Source organism: Stenotrophomonas sp. yr243, assembly GCF_900184195.1.
GTDB lineage: Bacteria > Pseudomonadota > Gammaproteobacteria > Xanthomonadales > Xanthomonadaceae > Stenotrophomonas > Stenotrophomonas lactitubi.
The window spans coordinates 753007-775546 of sequence record NZ_FXWT01000001.1 but is presented as its reverse complement, the minus strand read 5'-3'; the positions used below and the strand labels follow the sequence as shown (position 1 = coordinate 775546).

Below are 22540 nucleotides of genomic sequence, written 5' to 3'. Positions count from 1 at the left end.
GCCACCTGCGGCAGGCAGGCGACCCAGTGGTCGGGGGATGTACACGGGCGAAGGGGCGGGTGGGCGCGTGCTTCCGTGCCCCGCTTGGCTAAGCGTACAACCGATCAGTAAATGATAGGCATTCGCATTTCGTTAAGCAAGCGTGACAGCTTCCCTCATCATCCACGCGTGGCGTGGATCTACTGACCAGGGCTCCGGAATCTCAGCCTAGAAGCGGAACAGAACAGTCGCCGCGTGCAGCAGCAGGCCGATCAGGCCGCCGACCAGGGTGCCGTTGAAGCGGATGAACTGCAGGTCGCGGCCCACGCTCAGCTCCAGCTGCTCGACCAGGTGGCGCTCGTCCCAGCTCTTCACGGTCTGCGCGATGTGGGTGGTGACGCCCTCGCGCAGGCGCCCGGTGAGGCGCTGTGCGCCTTCCAGCAGGTGCTGGTTCAACGCCTCGCGCAACGCCGGGTCCGATTGCAGGCTGTCGCCCAGCGAGGCCAGGCTGCGCTGCAGATGGCCGACCAGTGCCGAATCCTCGCGCTGCAGATCGCCGCGCAGGCTGGCCTGTATGCGCGACCACAGGCCCTGTACGTACTCCTGCAGGGCAGGGTGGTCGATCATTTCCTGCTTGAGCTGCTCGATGCGCTCGGCCAGTGCCGGGTCTTCGCGCAGGCGCTGCACGTAGTTGCCGAGCCACTGCTCGTAATCCTGGCGCAGCGGATGCTGCGGCTCGGCCAGCACCTGCTGCAGTTCTTCCAGCACCGCCCGTGCCAGGCGTTCGGCAAGGTTGTCGCCGATCTCATCGATCGGCTTGATCCAGTTCACCGTGCTCGACAGCGTCGGCCATTCGCGCTGGATGTAGCGCACGATCAGCTGCGAAGCGCGTTCCTTCACTTCCGGTTGTTCCAGCCAACGCCCCAACCGTTGCAGGCCTTCGTCCAGCACCCGCTGGTGGCGGCCATCGGCGGTCAGCAGGCCCAGCAGTTCGCCGGCGGTGGCCGCGGCATTCCACTGCCGCAGCTGCTGCACCACGAAGCTGTGCAGCTGCCGCCGCACCGCAGCTTCATCGAAGAAGTCCAGCGCCTGCAGTGCCCAGCCACGGGCCATGTCGGCCAGCATCCGTGACCGCGCGGGATCGGCCAGCCAGCTGCCGAGTCGGCTGGCCGGGTCGAACACCTGCAGCTTGGCCAGCAGCACCGTCGGTTCCAGGAACTGGTCGCGCACGAACAGGGCCAGGCTGTCGCCGATGCGCTCCTTGCTGCGCGGAATGATCGCCGTATGCGGAATCGGCAGGCCCATCGGCCGTCGGAACAGGGCGACCACCGCGAACCAGTCCGCGAGTGCGCCGACGGCGGCAGCCTCGCAGAAGGCCGAGACCCAGGCCCAGATACCGCGCTCGCCCTGCCAGTGGCTGACCGCGAAGCCGGCCAGCATAAACAGCAACAGGCCAAGGGCGAGGGCTTTCAGGCGCCGCAGCTGGGCGCGGCGCGGATCGATGGCAGACGTCATGCCTGAAGTCTACCCGCAGGCCGGTGACGCCTACCTGTAGAGCCGAGCCCATGCTCGGCTGCTCTTTGCCGAGCGCAGGGCAGCCGAGCATGGGCTCGGCTCTACAGCGGCGTGACGCGATCGGTTACAGCGCTTCCAGCTGCTTGCGCAGGTGGGCCAGCTGTGCGCGCAGGGTGTCGTTCTCGCGGGTCAGGTTCACCACGCGACGGCGCAGCGCCGGGGCATCCTCGCCCAGCTGCTCCAGCGCAGCCAGCACCTCGGCATCGCGGCTGGCGATCTCATCCTCGTTGGCTTCTTCGAAGTCCATTTCCGGCGACTCCGTTTCCGGCTTCGGCGCGCGCGGCTTGCGCTTGGACTCACGCACGCGCTTTGCAGCCTGCTTCAGTTCATCCTTGCCACCGGCGGCAGCGGCGCGCTGCTCTTCTTCCGGCAGGTCAGCCACGGCAGCAGCGGCGCTGATCGAGATCATGCCGGCCTTCACCGCTTCCACCACCTCGGCCGCGGCCTGGGCGTGGATGCGCTCGATCATGCCGACCTGGCTGGTGCTCAGCTTGGCTTCGCGGGCCAGTTCGGCACGGCTGATCTTCGGCGCCGGTTCCCACGGCGGGCTGTCCTCGCCGGCCTCGTCGGCAGGCTCGGCGGTGCCATCACTTTCCCGCTGCAGCTGCGCCTGCTCGACCTGCTTGCGGGCGGACAGGATGTCGCGCTTGCGCAGGGCCAATACGCCGCGCTGGAAATCGGAGACGCTGCGCCGGCCCAGATGCTGCTCGATCATCCACAGGTGCACGTCTTCCATGCTCTGGAAGCGGGTGTTCTGCACGGTGTTGAACGGCAGGTCATGCTTCTGGCAGATGCCGAAGCGGTTGTGTCCATCCACCAGCACCTCGCCCCACAGCACCAGCGCATCGCGGCAGCCTTCGGCGAGGATGCTGCGCTCCAGCGCCTCGTGTTCGTCCGCGGTGAGCGGGTCGATGTAGGCCTTGAGTTCTTCTTTGACGACGATGTTCATGGGCACGGCAACGGGCAGGAGCGGAACCGCCCATTGTACCCGCTCGCCACCACCGTCCCGGCCTCAGGCGGTGGCCCGGATCATCTCACCCAGGGTGCCGGTGATCTGGTCGATCTGTGCCTTGTCCACGATCAATGGAGGTGACAACGCGATGATGTCGCCGGTACAGCGCACCAACAGGCGCCCGTCATGGAAGCAGCGGCGGAACACCTCGTAGCCACGGCTGCCGGGGGCGTCCTTGCGCGGCGCCAGCTCCACCGCACCGACCAGGCCGAAGTTGCGGATGTCGATCACGTTCGGCAGCCCCTGCAGGGCATGCAGGCGCTCCTGCCAGTACTCGCCCAGTTCGATCGCACGCTCGAACAGGCGTTCCTCGGCGTAGACGTCCAGCGTGGCCAGCGCCGCCGCGCAGGCCAACGGGTGGCCCGAATAGGTATAGCCATGGAACAGCTCGATGGCCTGTGGCGGACCCTGCATGAAGCTGGCATGCACGCTGTCGCCGACCAGTACGCCACCCAGCGGCACCGCGCCGTTGCTGGCGCCCTTGGCGAAGGTCAGCAGGTCCGGGGTGACCCCGAAACGCTGTGCGGCGAATGCCATGCCGACCCGGCCGAACCCGGTGATGACTTCATCGAACACCAGCAGGATGCCGTGCTGGTCGCAGATCTCGCGCAGGCGCTGCAGATACCCCGGTGCCGGCAGGATCACACCGGCCGACCCGGCGATGGGCTCGACGAACACGGCGGCAATGGTGGAGGGATCGTGCAGGGCGATCAGCCGTTCCAGATCGTCGGCCAGCTCGGCACCGTGGCGCGGCAGGCCCTTGCTGAAGGCATTGCGTGACAGGTCCAACGTGTGCCGCAGATAGTCCACGCCGCCCAGCTGCAGGCCGAACTGGCGGCGGTTGTTGGGCAGCCCGCCCAATGCCATGCCGCCGAAGCCGACCCCGTGGTAGGCCTTCTCGCGGCTGATGAAACGCGTGCGTTGGCCTTCGCCACGCAGGCGGTGGTGGGCCAGCACGATCTTCATCGCCGAATCCACTGCCTCCGAGCCCGAGCTGGTGAAGAACACGTGGTTGAGCCCGGCCGGAGCCAGCGCCGCCAGTCGCTGCGCCAGGGCGAAGGCCGGCGGCGAACCCATCTGGAAGGCGGGCGAGTAATCGAGCGTGGCGGCCTGCTCGGCGATCGCGTCGACGATGCGCCGGCGCGCGTGCCCTGCATTGCAGCACCACAGGCCCGCCGTGCCATCAAGGATGGCCCGCCCATCCACGTCCTCGTAGTACATGCCCTCGGCACGCACCAGCATGCGCGGCGCGCCCTTGTACTGGCGGTTGGCAGTGAACGGCATCCAGTAGGCGTCCAGTGAATCGGGGCGCTGGGTGGCCAGGTCGTGCAGGTCGCTTGCAGGGGTTTTCATGCCGGCTCCGTCGGGTCCGATGGTTGCGACTCTAGCGCAGCCCCGTCACGGATCTGTCGCCAGGCATGGCCCGGCACGGGCGGGGTGTGCACGTCACGGCCCGGTAGCGGCCGCGTCGGTATAACGGCGGACAGTCGATACGCGGAGGATCCCATGACCCACTTCCCCGACCGCAGCCATTGGCAGGCCCTGTCCAGCCGCGTGGCGATTCCCGGCCAAGCGTTCATCGATGGCCGCTACGTGGATGCCGCCAGCGGTGCGCGCTTTGATTGCATCAGCCCGATCGACGGGCGCGTACTGGGCGCGGTGGCCGACTGTGATGCGCAGGACGTGGACCGTGCGGTGGCCTCGGCGCGCCGCGCGTTCGAGGCAGGCCACTGGTCACAGGCCAGCCCCGCCCATCGCAAGCGCGTGCTGCTGGCACTGGCCACACTGGTGGAGACGCATGCTGATGAGCTGGCTCTGCTGGAAACGCTGGACATGGGCAAGCCGATCCGCGATGCGCGCCGCATCGACCTACCCGGCGTGGTGCGCTGCCTGACCTGGACCGCCGAAGCGGTGGACAAGCTGTACGGCGAAATCGCGCCCACCGGGCCGCACGAGCTGGGTCTGGTGACACGCGAGGCCGCAGGCGTGGTGGCGGCCATCGTGCCGTGGAATTTTCCGCTGTTGATGGCCTGCTGGAAGATCGCGCCGGCATTGGCGATGGGCAACTCGGTGGTGCTCAAGCCCTCCGAGCGCTCGCCGCTGAGCGCGTTGCGGCTGGCCGCGCTGGCGGCCGAAGCGGGTTTGCCCGAGGGCGTGCTCAACGTGCTGCCGGGCCACGGTTCACGCGTGGGCGAGCCGCTGGCCCTGCACATGGACGTGGACGTGCTGGCCTTTACCGGCTCCACCGCTACCGGCGCCAGGTTGCTGGAGTACGCCGGTCGTTCCAACCTCAAGCGGGTGTGGCTGGAATGTGGTGGCAAGAGCCCGCACGTGGTGTTCGCCGATGCGCCGGACCTGGATGCGGCGGCCAAGGGCGTGGCGCAGGGCATCTTCTTCAACCAGGGTGAGGTCTGCACGGCCGGTTCGCGGTTGCTGGTGCAGCGTGCGATCCGCGATGACTTCGTGCACCAGGTGATTGCCTACGGCCAGCGCATGCAGCCCCGCCATCCGCTGGAGGCAGATGCACCGATGGGGGCGCTGGTCGATGCCGCGCACGTGGACAAGGTGCTGGCCGACATCGCCCGGGCCGAAGCCGATGGCGCGCGCCTGCTGCTGGGCGGCCAACGTGCCGAGGTGGAGGCGGGCGGTTGTTATGTGCAGCCGACGGTGTTCGACCAGGTGCGGCCGGAGCAGGCGCTGGCCCGCGAGGAAGTGTTCGGCCCGGTGCTGGCCGTGCTTGGCTTCGACGACGAAACCGAGGCCGTGCGCTTGGCCAACGACAGCCGCTACGGGCTGGCCGCCGGCCTGTGGACGCGGGATCTCGGTCGCACCCATCGCGTGGCGCGCCAGCTGCGTGCGGGTAGCGTGTGGGTGAACGGCTGGGACGGCGGTGACATGACGGCGCCATTCGGTGGCTACAAGCAGTCCGGCAACGGCCGCGACAAATCGCTGCATGCCTTCGACAAATACAGCGAGATGAAAGCCACCTGGATCCAGTTGTAGCGCCGCGCCGCGCCCGGCTGCCTTTGGTAGACGCCAACCTTGGTTGGCGCCGGGCAGATTCATCCACGCATGGCGTGTATCTACTGTAGAGGCGGCATGGTGGGATTCATCCACGCAGAAAGAATTCGTTGGCGTCGGTGTCGCCTGAAACCATTGCCCCGGGGGGACCGTCAAGCGTGGCAGAATCGGTCGATCCGCCGTTACCCGCCTTGCCGATGTCGACGATCACCGCTGCCGCGCCACCCGTGAATTCTCCCCGCCGTGTCCTGCTGGCCAGTCTGATCGGCACCACCATCGAGTTCTTCGACTTCTACATCTACGCCACCGCCGCGGTGCTGGTGTTCCCGCACCTGTTCTTCCCGGAAAGCAGCGACCAGGTCGCATTGCTGCAGTCGCTGGCGACCTTCGCGGTGGCGTTCATCGCACGCCCGGTGGGCTCGGCGGTGTTCGGCCACTTCGGTGACCGTATCGGCCGCAAGGCCACCCTGGTGGCCGCGCTGCTGACCATGGGCCTGTCCACGGTCGCCATCGGCCTGCTGCCGACCCACGCGCAGATCGGCCTGTGGGCGCCGGCGCTGCTGGCCCTGTGCCGCTTCGGCCAGGGTCTGGGCCTGGGAGGCGAGTGGGGTGGGGCGGTGCTGCTGGCCACCGAAAACGCACCGCCGGGCAAGCGCGCCTGGTACGGCATGTTCCCGCAGCTGGGTGCGCCGATCGGCTTCCTGCTGTCAGCAGGCATCTTCCTGCTGCTTGGCCGCTGCCTGGGCCCGGACGATTTCCTGCAGTGGGGCTGGCGCATTCCATTCGTGGCCAGCGCGTTGCTGGTCGGCCTGGGCCTGTGGGTGCGCCTGAACATCCACGAGACGCCGGATTTCAAGCGCGCGCTGGAGCGCAAGGCGCCGGTGCGCCTGCCGATGTGGACCGTGCTGCGCGACCATCCGCTGCCGATGCTGCTGGGCACGCTGGGTGCGTTCGCCACCTTCGTGCTGTTCTATCTGATGACGGTGTTCAGCCTCGGCCACGGCACCGCCGTGCTCGGCTACAGCCGCGAGCAGTTCCTGCTGATGCAGATGGTGGCGATGCTGTTCTTCGCCGCCGGTATCCCGCTGTCGGCACGTTACGGCGACCGCTGGGGAACGCGCCGCACGATGGCCATCGCCAGCCTGCTCATCATCGGCTTCGGCGTGCTGTTCGCACCGCTGTTCCAGCCCGGCAGCCCGTGGCTGGTGCTGACGTTCCTGTGCCTGGGCCTGTTCCTGATGGGGCTGACCTACGGCCCCTGCGGCACCTTCCTGGCCGAGATCTACCCGGTGGAGGTGCGTTACACCGGTGCCTCGCTGTCGTTCAACCTGGCGGGCATTCTTGGCGCAGCCCCGGCGCCATACCTGGCGACCTGGCTGGCCGAGCGCTACGGGCTGGTCGCGGTCGGCTATTACCTGTGCCTGACCGCGGTGGTCACGTTGTGTGCGCTGCTGGCGCTGCAGCGCCGCCAGCACTGATCAGCCGAAGAAGCGCTTGAGCGTGCGGCCCAGCCAGCCGCCGCTCTGGTGTTCGCGGGCAAACTGGTTCAGATGCTGCTTGACCTGTTCGGCATAGGCCTGGTCGTCGCCGCGGATGTGGTTGAACAGCCAGCGCGAGAGCATGGTGCGCAGCTCGTCACTGATGTCCTCGCCGGCCTGGAAACGCATGCGGTACTCCGACACCCGCTTGATGAAGACCTCATGCACACGTTTGTGCGCGGCGCAGAACGGATAGCCCGCTTCCTCCATCAGCTCTTCTTCGAATGCGAAGTGCGACATGGTGTAGTCCACCACCTCGTCGATCACCTCGCCCACTGCGGCCCGCTGCAGGCTGGTCTGCGCCACGTGCAGGTGGTTGAGCATCTCGATGATGCGGCGGTGTTGTTGATCGATCACATCGATGCCGATGTTCAGATCGTCCTGCCAGACCAGTAGTGCCATCCCCGGCTCCCCTTCATGCTGATGTCGGGGCCGACTGTAGAGGCGCCGCCCGCAGGCGGCGTTGATCTGGATCAAAGCATGCCGGTCAGGACAGCGCAGCCTCGCGCGGACGCAACGGGCTGGCCACCGTGGTGCAGCTGACCCGGTTGCGGCCGCCGGCCTTGGCCAGGTACAGCTGGCGATCGGCTTCGGAAATCAGCCGGTGCAGCGCATCGCGCTGCGGCCGGAGGCAGCACAGGCCGATGCTGACCGTCATGCGCAGGGTGGCGCTGCCGATGTCCACTTCCAGCGCGGCGATGCGCTGGCGCAGCTCCTCGAAATACAGCAGCGCTTCGTCCTGTTCCATGTCCGGCACCAGCAGGCAGAATTCCTCGCCGCCGAAGCGCGCGATCAGGTCTTGGCTGCGCGCGTGGTCGCCGACGGCACGGGCTACCGCACGCAGCGCATCGTCACCGGCTTCGTGGCCGTGGGTGTCGTTGATGTGCTTGAAATGGTCGATGTCGATCATCGCTACCGCCACGCACTGGCCGTGCAGCTGCAGTTGCGGCAGCTGGCGCTGGCTCTGTTCCAGGAAGCAGCGGCGGTTGGGCAGGCCGGTGAGGAAATCGCGGGTGGCCAGGTCCTGCAGCGTTCCGATCAGCTCCAGCTGATCCACATTCTGCGAGACACGGCAGAAGAACTCTTCGCGTGAGAAGGGCTTGCGCAGGAAGTCATTGGCGCCGTTCTTCAGGAAACGCGGGATCAGCGAGGCATCGGTATTGCCGGAAATGCCGATCACCGCCACCTTGTCGCGCGAACGCAGGGTGCGCAGGCGGCGGGTGAACTCCACGCCCTGCATGCCCGGCATTTCCTGGTCGACCACGGCCAGGCGGATCGCCGGGTGTGCCTCGATCGCCGCCAGGCCTTCGTTGCCATCGGCGGCTTCGTACACCTCGTGGCCGTACATGCGCAGCAGGGCGGCGGCATAACCACGCGCGGACGGCGAGTCGTCCACCACCAGCGCGGCGATGCGCCGGTTGCGCTCCAGGCGCTGCACCAGCCAGACCAGGTAATCGATGCTGCCCGGGGTGTTCTTCAGTACGTAGTCGATGATCTGCTGCTGCAGCACGCGCTTGCGCAGGTCCTCGTCATACACACCGCTGACCACCACGGTGGGCAGGTTGCGCTTGAGGAAGAACTCGACCACCGCATCGCGGTCACCATCGGCCAGCACCAGCCCGGTCAGGACCAGGAACCAGCCGTCCTCGGTGCTGAGCAGCCGGTCGGCCTCGGCCAGCGAGCTGGCCACCACCACCGGCAGCTCCAGGCGTTGTTCGATTGCCTCGCGCAGCATGCCGGTGAACGCGCGCGAGTTTTCCACCAGCAGGATCCGCTGAGGCAGGGGATCGGTCAGGTCGCCATCCAGAGCGGCCTGCGACAGGACGGGCATGATGCGGTGGCTCATGTGGGAAAGTCTTGGCACGGATAGCGGCGGTTTCGGGTGTAACTTTAGCCGGACAGGGTGCTTGGCCCGACCGATATCGGCTCAGTCCGGCTGTATGATCGCCGATCGAAGCTGCGTGGACGGTTCGTGCAGCACCAGACGAAGCCGGTTGCTGCGGCAATGTACCGAGCCACCATAGGCCAGTATCCGACCGGCCAGACGTTCGACGGCCTGGTGGGTTGTCCGGGTCGACAGCACGCAGCGCCGGTCGAGCAGCGAGACCACTACCACGATGCCACGGCGACTGCCTGAGTTGCCGCACCGGGCCGCTACGCAGACCTGCCCGGATTCCAGTTCCAGCAGCAGTGAGACCGCCTCGATCAGGGTGCGGTAGATGGCCAACTGCAGATCCACGGTCAGCAGGCAAGGGTTGCCCGCCAGTCTGGGCGGAGTCACGCGGTGCGTGTTGCTCCAGTTTTTGCATGCACCGCCGGCCTGCAGCGCGACATACAGCCCGACCTGCTCCACCCCAGTGGGATAGACCAGGCTGGCCTGTTCACGGAACAGCCGTGAATGCACGGACGACGCATGTTGCAGGCTGTTTGCCACCGCATGGTGGCCTTGGGAGTTGAGCCAGTTGATCATCTCGTCGAGTGAACTGTCCATGCCCTCGCTCAGATGCTTGAGGTGAATGGCTCGTTCACGCAGCTCACGCTCGCTGGTCTGGTGGGAGCTGCGCGCCAAGCGCAACGTGGTTTCCTCTGCCAGACCGCGGGATCTTGCGCGCTGATGGTGATAGCTGATGCTCGATCCCAGTGCGAGCAGAGCGACGCTCATCACAGCCATGTTCTGTTGGGTAGCGAACGTGCCCAGGTCGAAGGAGGAGGGCAGGCCGGTGCTGGGCGTCGCGGCATGAAGCGGGAGGTTCAACAGCGGAATTGCGATGGCTGCACCGCGCCAGCCATGCATGAAGGTCAGGGCGATGGCGGGCAAGGCCGCTATCAGTACAAGGTGTGTGCGGGCGGTATGGGCGCTGCTGCCTGTCAGCTGCATACCCAGCCCCAGTATCAGCATCAACAGGATCGCTACAGCGGTAGGCGCGACAAAGCGGGGGCGCCAGCTGGGATCTGCGTGCCGCAGGGTCCACAGGAAGGCCAGCGGGACCAGGGTGATGATGGCTGCGAAGTGGCCGAAGATCGTTCGATCGACCGCGTCCAGCAGGTTGCTCGGCGGCGGATTGGACCAGAGGACATATGAAATGCTCAGATTGAGACCCGGGACCAACAGCGCTGTGCATAACGACAACGACAGCAGCCAGAGGCCGGTGGCTGCCTCTGATGGTGTTCTCATTCGATGCAGATAGATCACCAGCATCGCCATCGGCATCAGCAGCGTCGACGCCAGGATGACCCAGTCCAAGCCGTAGGTATCGATCATGGGAAGGCGCAGCTTGGCGAAGTAGATGTACTCGCCGAGCAGTAGATAGGGCCACAGGCGCGTCGGGACGATCAGCAGCGCAGCCGCCCGGATACCCGCTGGCAGGAAGAACTGGTCCAGCGAGAACTGGCGTGAGATGAGGCAGCTGGCAGCGTAGACGGCGGCCAGTGCAAGTCCGACCGGCCGGAGGCGGAAGCTCACCTCGAAGGCATTCTTCAATCGGTCCAAAAAACCTCCCTTGCCATCGCTCAGCTACCGCTGGCCCAGGAATTGACACTATCCACGGATGAGTGCGGACGCAATCGGCACCCCATGTTCTTCTGCCAAGGACATGGCACGCGGACATAGGGTGCACATATGGGACTAAATCGTCCGGATTATCCCCCCATCACTGCGTTGCGGCGGGAAGACGTTACTATCGTTGCGACGTTGTTTGCTCTCACCCCGACCAGGAGGTCATTGTGCGATCCATGTTTTTTGGTGTTGTAACCACTGCAGCAGTGTTCGTCGCAGCTCCGGTATTCGCGAGTGATAGAGGAGGCGGTGACTACCACGGCAAACCCTTGGCAAGCGCCGCAGTCTCGACCGCAGGGCTCGGCGAGACCGCTCCCGCCGCTGCAGACATCAGCGCCGATCCCGCTTGGCAGGTGTACGCTTTCCAGCGCGATGGCGTGGTCTATCTGCAGGTCAACGATCTGGCCGGGCAGGTAAAGGTGATCATCGGCAACGCCGGTGATGCCTACTTCGCATTGCCCGCAGGCAAGTCTGCGGCGCGTGTTTCGCTTCCCGGTCAGCGACTGACTGTTCCGGCTGCGGCACGGCGTTTCGAGGTATATCGTGCGCAGGACGTGGTGCTGGTACGGTACGCGAGCAGCGATGGCGACATCTGGTCCGTTGAAACACCGTAGTACTCGGGCTTCAGGATCCTGGACGTGCAGGCGGCTAAAGCCGCTTGCACGTTTCCGCTCCAACACCGGTGGCGGTACATGCCTGCTACGGAATCAGAAGCCGGAGGGGGCTGTCATTCACGCCTTCGCGCGTGAGGAATCCGCTCCGAATCCCGAAAGACTGTCTCTTCCATTTGACGAGAAAACATCCAGAGGGGCGGCCGTGCCCGTTTCCTTCATTGCCAGCACGATGCGATTCCGGGTGCATTTCAGCGCGCCCCCGTAGGCGAGCGTTCTCCCGGCCAAACGTTCCATGGCTGCGGCGACAGTCGCATCGGAGAGGTTTCGCTGTTGATCCAGCAGTGAAACCGTCATCAGGATTCCACGATGCGAACCGATCCGTCCGCAGCGTGCCCGCACGTGGATCTGCCCTGCTTCACCCTGGATCAGCAATGACACCGCGTCGATCACCGTGCGGTAGGCGGCCAGTTGCAGACCGACACTGAGTTGGCAGGGGTCGCCAAGCAACGCCGGATTGGCGACACGGGCCGTCTTCTCCCACGCTTCGCGGACGCCTCCTGCTCTCAAGGCAACGTAGAGCCCGAGGTGCTCCAGAGCAGTCGGGTAGATCATGCTTGTCTGTTCGCGGAGCTGGCGCGAATGGATCGATGCCACATGCACAAGGCTTTCCGCAATCGCAAGATGGCCCTGTGCCGATAGCCAGTTGATCACCTCGTCAAGCGCGTGATCAATGCCATCACCCAGCTTCCGTAGATGCAACGCACGTTCGCGAAGGTCAAGTTCACTGGCAACATGTGAGCTCCGCGCGAGTCTGATGGCATTTCTCTCTCCGACCTCCCGGAGTCGATAACGCCGATAGTAGTGGGTGATCCGGGAGCCAAGTATGAGCAGCGCTGCGCCGGTGACTGCCATTATCTGCTGGGTAGCGAATGACGCAGGGTCGAATGACTCCGGGTGGGTGGCGGGCGTAGTCAGGCCGATGATCATGTTCAGGGTGGGCACGCCGATGGCGGCGCCCCGCCATCCGTACACGCATGTCAGCAGAACGGCAGGAAGTGCCATGAGAAGTTGCAGAGATACTTTCGTCGTCACTGCATCAGCAGGCACATCGGCAGCTGACAGGCCGAACACGACCATCAGTGCGAGGGCCCCTGCCATCTGCGCGACGTCACGCTTCCGGACCTGCACTTCGGCCTTCCCTCGCGACCAGAGCAGCACAAGTGGTGCGAACGTCAGGATGCCGATGAAGTCACCCACCACCAGGCGGACGATGCCGGTCAGCAGCGGAAAATCGGGTGGTGTTGGCCAGAGGAAATTTGCAAGAAGAAGGTTGATCAGCGTGACGGATACCGCGGCGAATGCAGCAACCGATATGAGCCAGGCATTCTTTACTGCCGAGATCACGTTGCGGTGGAGATGGACGATCGTCATGACGACCGGCATCTGGAATGCCGAGCCAAGAATGACCCACGTCAATCCGTACCGATCGATCATCGGCACGCGCATCTGGGCGAAATAGGCGTACTCACCGAGCAGCAGATAGGGCCAAAGCCGAGGCGGGCAGAGCAGTACCGCGGCAACACGTACGCCGGCGGGAAGATAGAACTGATCAAGCGAGAGCTGGCGTGTGGCCCAGCAGGCAATCGCGTACAGCACAGCCAAGGCAAGTCCTGCCGGATGGATGCGCAACTTCAGCTGCAGGCCTTCATTCCACCAGTTCAATCGCACTACCCCTTCACAGTACGTTCCCTGTCAGCATCCATTCGCCGCGGGACCCGGTTCTTACCGACGGTATCGACACGCGTTCGATTATGCAATCGCCTCAGCGTTCTGCCTGACCAGTGGGAAAGTCATCACATGATTACCTGCGGCGACGAGTTTCACAGTTTTCGGGGGGCGGTAGATTCAGCTCGCTTCCCGATGACTCACCACAGCGCATCCCGCAGCTTGTACCAGGACATCGCCGCCACCAGCAGCGGCATGCGCAGCAGGCGTCCGCCGGGGAAGGGCGCATGCTGCAGGCGCTGGAACACGTCCAGACGCTCGCTCTGGCCCGCAATCGCGGCGGCAATGACCTCGCCGGCCAGCCCGGCCGCTGCCACACCGTGGCCGGAGAAGCCCTGCGCGAAGTACAGATTTCCATCCAGCCTGCCCCAGTGCGGGGCGCGGTTGCGGGTGATATCCACATAACCGCCCCAGACCTGCTGCAGCGGAATGTCGGCCAACTGCGGGAACACCTGGTGCATGCGCCGCTGCATCACCCGGTGCAGGCCGGGCGGGGGCAGCGCGGAATAGCTGGCACGGCCGCCGAACAGCAGGCGGTGGTCATGGCTGAGCCGGAAATAGTCCAGCGCCCAAGCGGTATCGGAGACCGCCATGTTGTTGCCGATCAGCGCCTGCGCGCGCTCGGCACCCAGCGGCGCGCTGGCGCCGATATACGTACCGACCGGCATGATGCGCCGTTCCAGCTCAGGCACCATCCCCTGCAGCAGGGCGTTGCCGGCCACCACCAGCTGCGGCGCGCGCACGCTGCCGTGGTCGGTATGCAGTACCGCGTGTGCACCACGTTGAATGCGCGTCACCGGCGATGCTTCGTGGATGACCACGCCGGCCGCGCGCGCGGCATCGGCCAGCCCACGGGCGTAGGCCAGTGGATGCAGGTGCGCGCTGAGCGGGTCGAACATCGCCGCGCGGTAGCGCGGGCTGTCCAGCTGCATGCGCAGGGTATCGCGCGGCCACCACTGCATCGGGTAGTCGTAGTGCTGCTGCAGATGCTCGCAGTTGGCGCGCAGGTCCTGCTCGTGGCGTGCGCGGATGGCGACGCTGGCGTGGCCCTGCACCCAATGGCAATCGATGCGATGCCGGTCGATGCGCGCGCGCATCGCCTGTACCGCGTCACGCGACCAGTCGAACAGGTGGCGTGCATCATCGCGGCCGAGCTGGCGCTCCAGCTCGTCCACTTCACAGCCGTAGCCCACCAGCGCCTGGCCACCATTGCGGCCAGAGGCTCCCCAGCCGATCCGTTGTGCCTCCAGCAGCACCACCCGCTGGCCGCGCAGTGCCAGTTCCAGTGCGGCGGTGAGGCCGGTATAACCGGCGCCCAGTACCGCTACATCGGCCTGCAGTTCACCGCGCAGTGGGGGCAACGCGGGTGGTTCGGGCAGGCTGCTGGCGTACCAGCTGGGCGGGAAGGCGGCGCTCACCGGCGGCCTCGCAGAAGCGGGAAAGGGCGTCGGAGCGGGGGAGGACGGTCGGGCTTCACGCCGATAGTTTGGCCCAAGCGGAGCGCCCGTGGTGTGACGGCAGCGGCTTGCCGTTGCCGGTGCCGGGCGGGTAACGTGATTGCACGCCAAGGAGTTTTCCCATGCGCCGCCTGCCCTGGGTGGGCCTGCCCACCGACAGCACCGTGCTCGGCCATCATCGTTTCGCGGTGGCCGGGGAAAAGTATGTGCGTGCCTTGGTTGACGCTGCGCAGGCAACGCCACTGGTGCTGCCGAGCCTGCAGCCGCCGCTGCCGGCGCGCGACTGGTTGCAGGGCATGGACGGCCTGCTGTTGAGCGGCGCGGTCAGCAACATCGAGCCGCAGCATTACGAAGGGGGCCGCAGCTGGGAGGGCAACCTGCACGACACGGCCCGCGATGCCACGGCGTTCGCCCTGCTGCACGAGGCGCTGGCGATGGATCTGCCGGTGCTGGCGATCTGCCGCGGCTTCCAGGAATTGAATGTGGCGCTCGGCGGCACGCTTCATCCGCAGGTGCATGCGGTGCCTGGCCTGACCGACCATCGCGAAGACCCGCAGGCGCCGGTGGAGGTCCAATATGGGCCCGCTCATGCGATCACCCTGGCCGATGGTGGTTGGCTGGCACAGTGGTCTGCCGGCGATCGGGTACAGGTCAATTCGGTGCACGGGCAGGGCATCGCGAGGTTGGCCGAAGGCCTGCAGATCGAGGCCCGGGCCGATGATGGCCTGGTCGAAGCGGCACGCAGCCAGCGCCATCGATTCGTGCTCGGCGTACAGTGGCACCCGGAGTGGCGGGTCATGCAGACGCCGTTCTATCACGCTATTTTCCGTGCGTTCGGCCAAGCTTGCCGGCAGCACCAACAGAATCGACTGGAATCCCCATGAGTTCGCGAACGCGCCCGCGCAAGACGGCTACGCCCACGCCCCCGCAGGAAAGCAGCCTGCTGCGCTGGCTGAAGGAGCGGCGCATCACCGAGGTGGAGTGCCTGGTTCCGGACATCACCGGCAATGCGCGCGGCAAGATCATCCCGGCCGACAAGTTCTCGCACGATTACGGCACGCGCCTGCCGGAGGGCATCTTCGCGACCACGGTCACCGGCGAATTCCCGGACGACTACTACGACCTGACTTCGCCGTCGGACTCGGACATGATCCTGCGCCCCGACCCGGACACCGTGCGCATGGTGCCGTGGGCGACCGACCCGACTGCGCAGGTCATCCACGACTGCTACACCAAGAACGGTGAGCCACACGAACTGGCCCCGCGCAACGTGCTGCGCCGGGTGCTGGATGCCTACACCGAGCTCGGCCTGCGACCGGTGGTTGCGCCCGAGCTGGAATTCTTCCTGGTGCAGAAGAACACCGATCCGGATTTCCCGCTGCTGCCCCCGGCTGGCCGCTCGGGGCGCCCGGAAACGGCGCGGCAGTCGTACTCGATCGACGCGGTCAACGAGTTCGACCCGATCCTCGACCTGATGTACGACTACTGCGATGCGATGAAGCTGGACGTGGACACGCTGATCCATGAATCCGGCGCGGCGCAGCTGGAAGTCAACTTCACCCACGCCAACGCGATGGATCTGGCCGACCAGGTGTTCCTGTTCAAGCGCACCATGCGCGAGTCGGCGATGCGCCACGGGGTGTATGCCACCTTCCTGGCCAAGCCGATGGAGAACGAGCCGGGCAGTGCGATGCACATCCACCAGAGCCTGCTGCGCATCAGCGATGGCCAGAACGTGTTCACCGGCGAGCACGGCGGTGAGGATTTCAGCCCGTTGTTCGCCCACTACCTGGCCGGCCTGCAGAAGTACGTGCCGATGGCCATGGCGTTCTTTGCGCCGAACGTGAATTCCTACCGGCGCCTGGTGTTCGGCGAAGTCTCGCCGAGCAACGTGCACTGGGGCTTCGACAACCGCACCTGCGGGCTGCGGGTGCCGCTGGATACGCCGGAGAACATGCGGGTGGAAAGCCGCTTTGCCGGTTCCGATGCCAACCCCTACCTGGCGATGGCCGCGACCCTGGCCTGCGGCCTGCTCGGCATCCGCGAGCGCCTCGCGCCGGATGCACCGGTGACCGGCAGCGCCAAGGAGCTGGGCTACGACCTGCCACGTTCGCTGGGTGAAGCACTGGACGGGCTGGAGCAGTGCAGCGAGCTGCAGGCACTGCTCGGCGAGCGCTTCTGCCGCGCCTACATCTCGGTCAAGCGCAAGGAATACGAGACCTTCTTCCGCGTGATCAGTTCGTGGGAACGCGAGTTCCTGCTGCTGAACGTGTGAAGGCCGCGAATAGAAAAATCCGCCGCTGGGGGGTAGGCTGGCACCCGTCGCCGGCCCGGCCGGCCCCCCTTTCCGCATTCTGGAGCACCCGATGAAGCTGCGTATCCTCACGCTCGGCCTGGCCTCCGCCATGCTTTCCGCCTGTGGCGGCGGCAACGGCGGCGGACAGGACAGCCAGGTCCTGAACGTCTACAACTACAGCGACTACATCGCCGAAGACACCATCCCGAACTTCGAGAAGCAGAGCGGGATCAAGGTCACCTACGATGTGTTCGACAGTGACGAGATGGTCGAGACCAAGCTGCTGGCCGGCAACAGCGGCTACGACGTGGTGGTGCCGACGCTGAACTTCTTCGGCCGGCAGATCCAGGCCGGTGTGTTCCTGCCGCTGGACAAGTCGAAGATCCCGAACCTGGCCAACCTCGACCCGGCGGTGATGAAGCGCATCGCCACCCAGGATCCGGGCAACCAGTACGGCGTGCCGTACATGATCGGCACTACCGGCATCGGCTACAACGTGGACATGCTGAAGGAGCGTTTCGGTGGCAGCGCCGACATCGCCAACAGCTGGGACCTGGTGTTCAAGCCGGAAAACATCAGCAAGATGAAGGACTGCGGCGTGACCATCCTGGACACGCCGGCGGACATGATTCCGATCGCGCTGCACTACCTGGGCCTGGACCCGCACAGCGGCGATCCGGCCGACCTGCAGAAGGCGGCCGACCTGCTGAAGTCGATCCGCCCGTACGTACAGAACTTCCACTCTTCGCAGTACGTGGGCTCGCTGGCCAACGGCGGTACCTGCCTGGTGGTGGGCTGGTCGGGTGACATCATCCAGGCCCGCGACCGCGCGGCCGAAGCCAGCAATGGCGTGCACGTGGCCTATTCGATTCCCAAGGAAGGCGCGCCGCAGTGGTTCGACATGCTGGCGATTCCGAAGGATGCCAAACATCCGGAAGCGGCCTACGCGTTCATCAACTACCTGCTGGAACCGAAGGTGGCCGCGGCCAACACCAACTTCATCCACTACGGCAACCCGGTACCGACCGCGACCCCGCTGGTGGACGAGGCGATCCGCACCGACCCGACCATCTACCCGCCGGCCGACGTGGCGGCGAAGATGTTCACCTATTCGATCAACACGCCGGAGACCGACAAGCTCTACACCCGGCTGTGGACCGAGGTGAAGACCGGCCGCTAGGCCGTTCGGCCGCCGCCGGGCCATGCCCGGCGAGCGCAGCAGTTTCCCCAGGCACACGCGCTGGGTCCTCCGGACCCGGTCGCCAGCCGCCGTCATATCCCCATCGGCCCCCGGCCGTTAGAATGGCGGCCGCTGTCCACCGCCCGCTCCCGGAGCCCCCATGCCCGTTGAAGCCCAGCCGGAAGCCGCCGTCGTCGAAGCGACCGGTGTGCCCGGCTATCTCTCCATTCGTGATCTGCGCAAGGAATTCGATGGCTTCGTCGCCGTCGATGACGTCAACCTGGACGTCCGCAAGGGCGAGATATTCGCCCTGCTGGGCGGCTCGGGCAGCGGCAAATCGACCCTGCTGCGCTGCCTCGGTGGCTTCGAGACGCCCACTAAGGGCAGCATCACCGTCGATGGCCAGCGGATGGATGCGCTGCCGCCGTACCAGCGGCCGGTCAACATGATGTTCCAGTCCTACGCCCTGTTCCCGCACATGACCGTGGAGCAGAACATCGCCTTCGGCCTGAAGCAGGATGGGCTCGGCCGCGAGGCCATCGGCAAGCGGGTGGGCGAGATGCTTGACCTGGTGCAGATGGGCCACCTGGGCAAGCGCAAGCCGCACCAGTTGTCCGGCGGCCAGCAGCAGCGCGTGGCGCTGGCGCGGTCACTGGCCAAGGGGCCCAAGCTGCTGCTGCTGGACGAACCGATGGGCGCGCTGGACAAGAAGCTGCGCTCGCAGATGCAGCTGGAGCTGGTCAGCATCATCGAATCCTCGGGCGTGACCTGCGTGATGGTCACCCACGACCAGGAAGAGGCGATGACCATGGCTACGCGCATCGCGGTGATGGACGCCGGCTGGATCCAGCAGGTCGGCAAGCCCGACGAGGTCTACGAGCAGCCGGCCAACCGCTTCGTCGCCGAGTTCATCGGTTCGGTGAACCTGTTCGACGGGGTGATCGACGAGGACCTGCCCGAATACGTGACCGTGCGCTCGCCGCTGTTCCCGGCGCCGGTCTACATCGCCCATGGCATCACCTGCTATGAAGGGCAGCCGGTCGCGTTCGCGCTGCGCCCGGAGAAGGTGATGATCGGCAAGGACGAGCCGGAAGGGCATACCAACAAGGCGCAGGGCGTGATCGAGGACATCGCCTACTTCGGCAGCCATTCGGTCTACCACGTGCGCCTGCCCAGCGGTGCCAAGGTGCTGGCCAACTTCGCCAACTCGCAGCGCTGGGCCAGCGATGGCCTGACCTGGGGCGACGAGGTGTGGGTGCACTGGCGTGACAACGACGGCGTGGTGCTGACCTCATGAGCACGGCGGGCCTGAAGCGCTGGCTGCCGGGCACGCGTGCCACGGTCATCGGCATTCCGTACCTGTGGCTGCTGCTGTTCTTCGCCGTGCCGTTCCTGATCGTGCTGATGATCAGTTTCTCGCACAGCCGGGTCGGCTCGCCGCCGTATACCTGGTTGCTGCAGTACGTCGATGGTGGGCTCTCGCTGAAGCTCAATCTCGAGAACTACCTGGCGCTGTTCCGCGATTCGATCTATGCCCAGGCGTTCCTGAGCTCGATCAAGATCGCCGCGATCTCGACCTTCCTCACGTTGCTGATCGGCTATCCGATGGCCTATGCCATCGCCCGCCTGTCGCCGGCCGCGCGCAACGTGGCGATGATGCTGGTGGTGCTGCCGTCGTGGACTTCGTTCCTGATCCGCGTGTACGCCTGGAAAGCGATCCTGGACCGCAACGGGCTGCTCGACCAGTTCCTGCAGTACACCGGCCTGCAGACGCTGATGACCAATATGGGCCTGCCCAAGCTGCAGCTGATCGACACTCCGACTGCCGCCTACATCGGCATCGTGTACTGCTATCTGCCGTTCATGGTGCTGCCGCTGTATGCCAACCTGGTCAAGCATGACCATCGCCTGCTGGAAGCGGCCTACGACCTTGGCGCCAAGCCGTGGCAGGCGTTCCTGCGCATCACCCTGCCGCTGTCGAAGGCGGGCATCATCGCCGGCTGCATGCTGGTGATGATTCCGGCGATCGGCGAATTCGTGATTCCGGAAATGCTGGGTGGCTCGGAAACGCTGATGGTTGGCCGCCAGCTGTGGAACGAGTTCTTCAACAACCGCAACTGGCCGGGCGCCTCGGCGATGGCGGTGGCGATGATCCTGCTGCTGCTGGTGCCGATCCTGCTGTTCAACCGATCCCAGCAGCGACTGCTGGAAGGGAAGCAGGCATGAGCCCGCGTTCTGCCAAGGGCCTGGGGCTGGGCGTGCTGCTGCTCGGCTTCGCCTTCCTGTACCTGCCGATCCTGCTGTTGATGTTCTACTCGTTCAACAGTTCGCGGTTGGCCATGGTCTGGGCCGGCTTCTCCACCCGCGCCTACAGCGAACTGTTTGCCGACCGCGCGCTGATGGATGCGATGTGGACCAGCCTGGTGGTCGCGTTCTGGACCGCCTGTACCGCCACCGTGCTCGGCACGCTGGCGGCGATGGTGATGACCCGCTTCAAGCGCTTCCGCGGCAAGCCGTTCTTCGGTGCGCTGGTGACCGCGCCGCTGGTGATGCCGGACGTCATCCTCGGCTTTTCGCTGATGGCGCTGCTGGCGTCGATGGGCGCGATCCCGGGCTTCCCGGCGCGTGGTCTGGCCACCATCTGGATCGCCCACGTCACCTTCACCCTGTGCTTCGTCACCGTGGTGGTGTCCTCGCGCCTGCAGGAGATGGACCTGTCGCTGGAAGAAGCGGCGATGGATCTGGGCGCAAGCCGGCTGACCGTGTTCGGCCGCATCACCTTGCCGATCATCGCCCCGGCGCTGGTGGCCGGCTGGCTGCTCGCCTTCACCCTGTCGCTCGACGACGTGGTGGTGGCCAGCTTCGTCGCCACGCCCGGCTCGACCACGCTGCCGATGAAGGTGTTCGCCTCCGTGCGCATGGGCATCAGCCCGAAGATCAATGCGCTGGCGACGCTGCTGGTGTCGGCGGTGTCGATTGCTGCGGTGATCGGCTGGTACATCAATGCGCGTGCCGAGAAGCGACGCCAGCGCGATCTGCAGCTGGCACGCCAGGACAACGGCTGAGCCAGCAACATCCGGCTCACGGCGGCCGGCGCACAATGGGGGTCTACCTGATGGAGACCCCCCAATGACCGTCGAGATCATCAACCCGGCCACCGGCCAGGTGACCTACCGCCATGAGCTGATGGACAGCGCCGCCATCGAGCAGCGCCTGCAGGCGGCAGCCGATGCATTCCCGCGCTGGGCCGGTCGCTCGCTGCAGGAACGTGGGGCGATCCTCAAGCAGATCGCTGGCCAGCTGCGTGCGCGCCGCGATGACCTGCAGCAGGCCATGACCAGCGAAATGGGCAAGCTGAAGGCCGAAGCCCTGGCTGAGGTGGAAAAGTGCGCGACGACCTGTGAGTTCTATGCCGACCACGCTGCCGACTACCTGAAGCCGCAACTGATCGATACCGAGGCACAGCGCAGTTACGTGCGCTATGAGCCGATCGGCTGCGTGTTCGCGGTGATGCCGTGGAATTTCCCGATCTGGCAGGTGTTCCGCTTCCTTGCTCCGGCGTTCATGGCCGGCAACGTGGCGCTGCTCAAGCACGCCAGCAACGTGCCGCAGTGCGCCGACCTGATCCTGGCCGTATGCCGCGATGGTGGCCTGCCTGACGGCGTGTTCGACGTGCTGCACATCGACAATGACCAGGCCGCCGAGGTGCTGCGCGATGCGAGGGTGAAAGCCGTGACCCTGACCGGCAGCGAGCGGGCAGGGCGATCGATTGCGTCCAACGCCGGCAGCCAGTTGAAGAAGTCGGTGATGGAACTGGGTGGCAGCGACGCCTTCGTGGTGCTCGATGATGCCGACCTGGACAAGGCGGTTGCCGCCGCGGTGAAGTCGCGCTTCGACAACAGTGGCCAGACCTGCATTGCCGCCAAGCGTTTCATCGTGGTGGACGCGGTGGCCGATGAGTTCACCCGGCGCTTCGTCGAAGCCGCAGGCGAGCGCCAGTACGGCGACCCGAACGAGCGCGGCACCACGCTGGCGCCGATGGCCCGTGCCGACCTGCGCGACGAACTGCACAAGCAGGTGCAGGCCAGCGTTGCCAAAGGCGCACGCGTGTTGATCGGCGGCGAACCGGTTGCTGGCAGCCACGCCGGCTATCCGGCCAGCGTGCTCGACCAGGTGGGGCCGGGCATGCCTGCCTACGACGAAGAACTGTTCGGGCCGGTCGCCGCGGTCATCCGGGTCAAGGACGAGGCTGAGGCACTGCGCGTGGCCAACGACACCCGCTTCGGCCTCGGCGGCAGCGTGTGGACGCGTGACCCGGTGCGCGGTGAAGGGTTCGCCCAGCGCATGGAATGCGGCGCGGCGTTCGTCAACGCCATCGTCAAGAGCGATGCGCGGTTGCCGTTCGGCGGCAGCAAGGAATCAGGTTTCGGCCGCGAACTGGCCGACCATGGCATCCATGAGTTCATGAACATCAAGACCATCTACGTGGCTTGATGCACCTGCCTGTGTAGAGCCGAGCCCATGCTC

Annotated in this window: 18 protein-coding genes; 10 read left to right on the top strand and 8 right to left on the bottom strand. The window is 65.8% G+C overall.

Annotated features, from left to right (window positions below; genetic code table 11):
• Positions 1-207 precede the first annotated feature (207 nt).
• The 3 genes from QOL57_RS03750 to QOL57_RS03740 form a co-directional block, all read right to left on the bottom strand.
• Positions 208-1494: a DUF445 family protein gene (locus tag QOL57_RS03750; RefSeq protein WP_089239951.1), complete on the bottom strand. Its 1287-nt coding sequence runs from the start codon at positions 1492-1494 to the stop codon at positions 208-210.
• A 124-nt stretch (positions 1495-1618) separates the two neighbouring features.
• Complete coding sequence (locus QOL57_RS03745; protein WP_089239953.1) at positions 1619-2503, bottom strand: plasmid replication/partition related protein; 885 nt, start codon at positions 2501-2503, stop codon at positions 1619-1621.
• Between the two features lie 63 nt (positions 2504-2566).
• Positions 2567-3919 (bottom strand): aspartate aminotransferase family protein, encoded by a 1353-nt coding sequence (locus QOL57_RS03740; RefSeq protein ID WP_089239955.1) that lies wholly within the window; start codon positions 3917-3919, stop codon positions 2567-2569.
• Positions 3920-4072: 153 nt separating this feature from the next.
• Between QOL57_RS03740 and QOL57_RS03735 the strand changes: the two genes are divergently transcribed.
• Together QOL57_RS03735 and QOL57_RS03730 are read left to right on the top strand one after the other, a co-directional pair.
• Entirely contained in the window at positions 4073-5569 is a 1497-nt protein-coding gene (locus QOL57_RS03735; protein ID WP_089239957.1) for an aldehyde dehydrogenase, read from the top strand.
• A gap of 215 nt (positions 5570-5784) precedes the next feature.
• The gene (locus tag QOL57_RS03730) at positions 5785-7065 is read left to right on the top strand and encodes an MFS transporter (RefSeq protein WP_089239959.1); all 1281 of its coding nucleotides are present in this window, start codon (positions 5785-5787) and stop codon (positions 7063-7065) included.
• Here the strand turns inward: QOL57_RS03730 and QOL57_RS03725 are convergent, their stop codons facing one another.
• The 3 genes from QOL57_RS03725 to QOL57_RS03715 all read right to left on the bottom strand — a co-directional run bounded on the left by QOL57_RS03725 (position 7066) and on the right by QOL57_RS03715 (position 10615).
• Positions 7066-7527, bottom strand: a complete 462-nt coding sequence (locus tag QOL57_RS03725; protein ID WP_025875341.1) for a bacteriohemerythrin — start codon at positions 7525-7527, stop codon at positions 7066-7068.
• An 85-nt stretch (positions 7528-7612) separates the two neighbouring features.
• On the bottom strand, positions 7613-8956 hold the full coding sequence (locus QOL57_RS03720) for a diguanylate cyclase (RefSeq protein ID WP_089239961.1): 1344 nt from the start codon (positions 8954-8956) through the stop codon (positions 7613-7615).
• A gap of 96 nt (positions 8957-9052) precedes the next feature.
• Complete coding sequence (locus tag QOL57_RS03715; protein WP_089239963.1) at positions 9053-10615, bottom strand: MASE1 domain-containing protein; 1563 nt, start codon at positions 10613-10615, stop codon at positions 9053-9055.
• A 335-nt stretch (positions 10616-10950) separates the two neighbouring features.
• Here QOL57_RS03715 and QOL57_RS03710 point away from each other — a divergent pair, with 335 nt between their 5' ends.
• A complete protein-coding gene (locus QOL57_RS03710; RefSeq protein ID WP_089239965.1) occupies positions 10951-11295 on the top strand; it encodes a hypothetical protein in 345 nt (114 codons plus the stop codon).
• A gap of 117 nt (positions 11296-11412) precedes the next feature.
• Here QOL57_RS03710 and QOL57_RS03705 read toward each other — a convergent pair whose 3' ends face one another.
• Together QOL57_RS03705 and QOL57_RS03700 are read right to left on the bottom strand one after the other, a co-directional pair.
• A complete protein-coding gene (locus QOL57_RS03705; protein ID WP_089239967.1) occupies positions 11413-13023 on the bottom strand; it encodes an MASE1 domain-containing protein in 1611 nt (536 codons plus the stop codon).
• Between the two features lie 197 nt (positions 13024-13220).
• Positions 13221-14459, bottom strand: coding sequence for an FAD-binding oxidoreductase (locus tag QOL57_RS03700; RefSeq protein WP_244900824.1), 1239 nt, complete (start codon positions 14457-14459; stop codon positions 13221-13223).
• Positions 14460-14659: 200 nt separating this feature from the next.
• On the opposite strand from QOL57_RS03700, the gene QOL57_RS03695 reads away from it, so the two are divergent.
• The 7 genes from QOL57_RS03695 (at position 14660) to QOL57_RS03665 (ending at position 22507) form a co-directional block, all read left to right on the top strand.
• Entirely contained in the window at positions 14660-15421 is a 762-nt protein-coding gene (locus QOL57_RS03695) for a gamma-glutamyl-gamma-aminobutyrate hydrolase family protein (protein ID WP_089239971.1), read from the top strand.
• Positions 15418-16812, top strand: coding sequence for a glutamine synthetase family protein (locus QOL57_RS03690; protein WP_089239973.1), 1395 nt, complete (start codon positions 15418-15420; stop codon positions 16810-16812). The genes QOL57_RS03695 and QOL57_RS03690 overlap by 4 nt, the downstream gene beginning before the upstream one ends.
• Positions 16813-16903: 91 nt before the next feature.
• The gene (locus QOL57_RS03685) at positions 16904-18013 is read left to right on the top strand and encodes a polyamine ABC transporter substrate-binding protein (protein WP_033830748.1); all 1110 of its coding nucleotides are present in this window, start codon (positions 16904-16906) and stop codon (positions 18011-18013) included.
• A 160-nt stretch (positions 18014-18173) separates the two neighbouring features.
• On the top strand, positions 18174-19310 hold the full coding sequence (gene potA / locus QOL57_RS03680; protein ID WP_089239975.1) for a polyamine ABC transporter ATP-binding protein: 1137 nt from the start codon (positions 18174-18176) through the stop codon (positions 19308-19310).
• Positions 19307-20239, top strand: coding sequence for an ABC transporter permease subunit (locus QOL57_RS03675; protein WP_089239977.1), 933 nt, complete (start codon positions 19307-19309; stop codon positions 20237-20239). Before potA ends, QOL57_RS03675 begins: the two co-directional genes overlap by 4 nt.
• A complete protein-coding gene (locus QOL57_RS03670) occupies positions 20236-21078 on the top strand; it encodes an ABC transporter permease subunit (protein WP_089239979.1) in 843 nt (280 codons plus the stop codon). The genes QOL57_RS03675 and QOL57_RS03670 overlap by 4 nt, the downstream gene beginning before the upstream one ends.
• 64 nt (positions 21079-21142) lie before the next feature.
• Positions 21143-22507 (top strand): NAD-dependent succinate-semialdehyde dehydrogenase, encoded by a 1365-nt coding sequence (locus tag QOL57_RS03665; RefSeq protein WP_089239981.1) that lies wholly within the window; start codon positions 21143-21145, stop codon positions 22505-22507.
• The last annotated feature ends 33 nt before the right edge of the window (positions 22508-22540 follow it).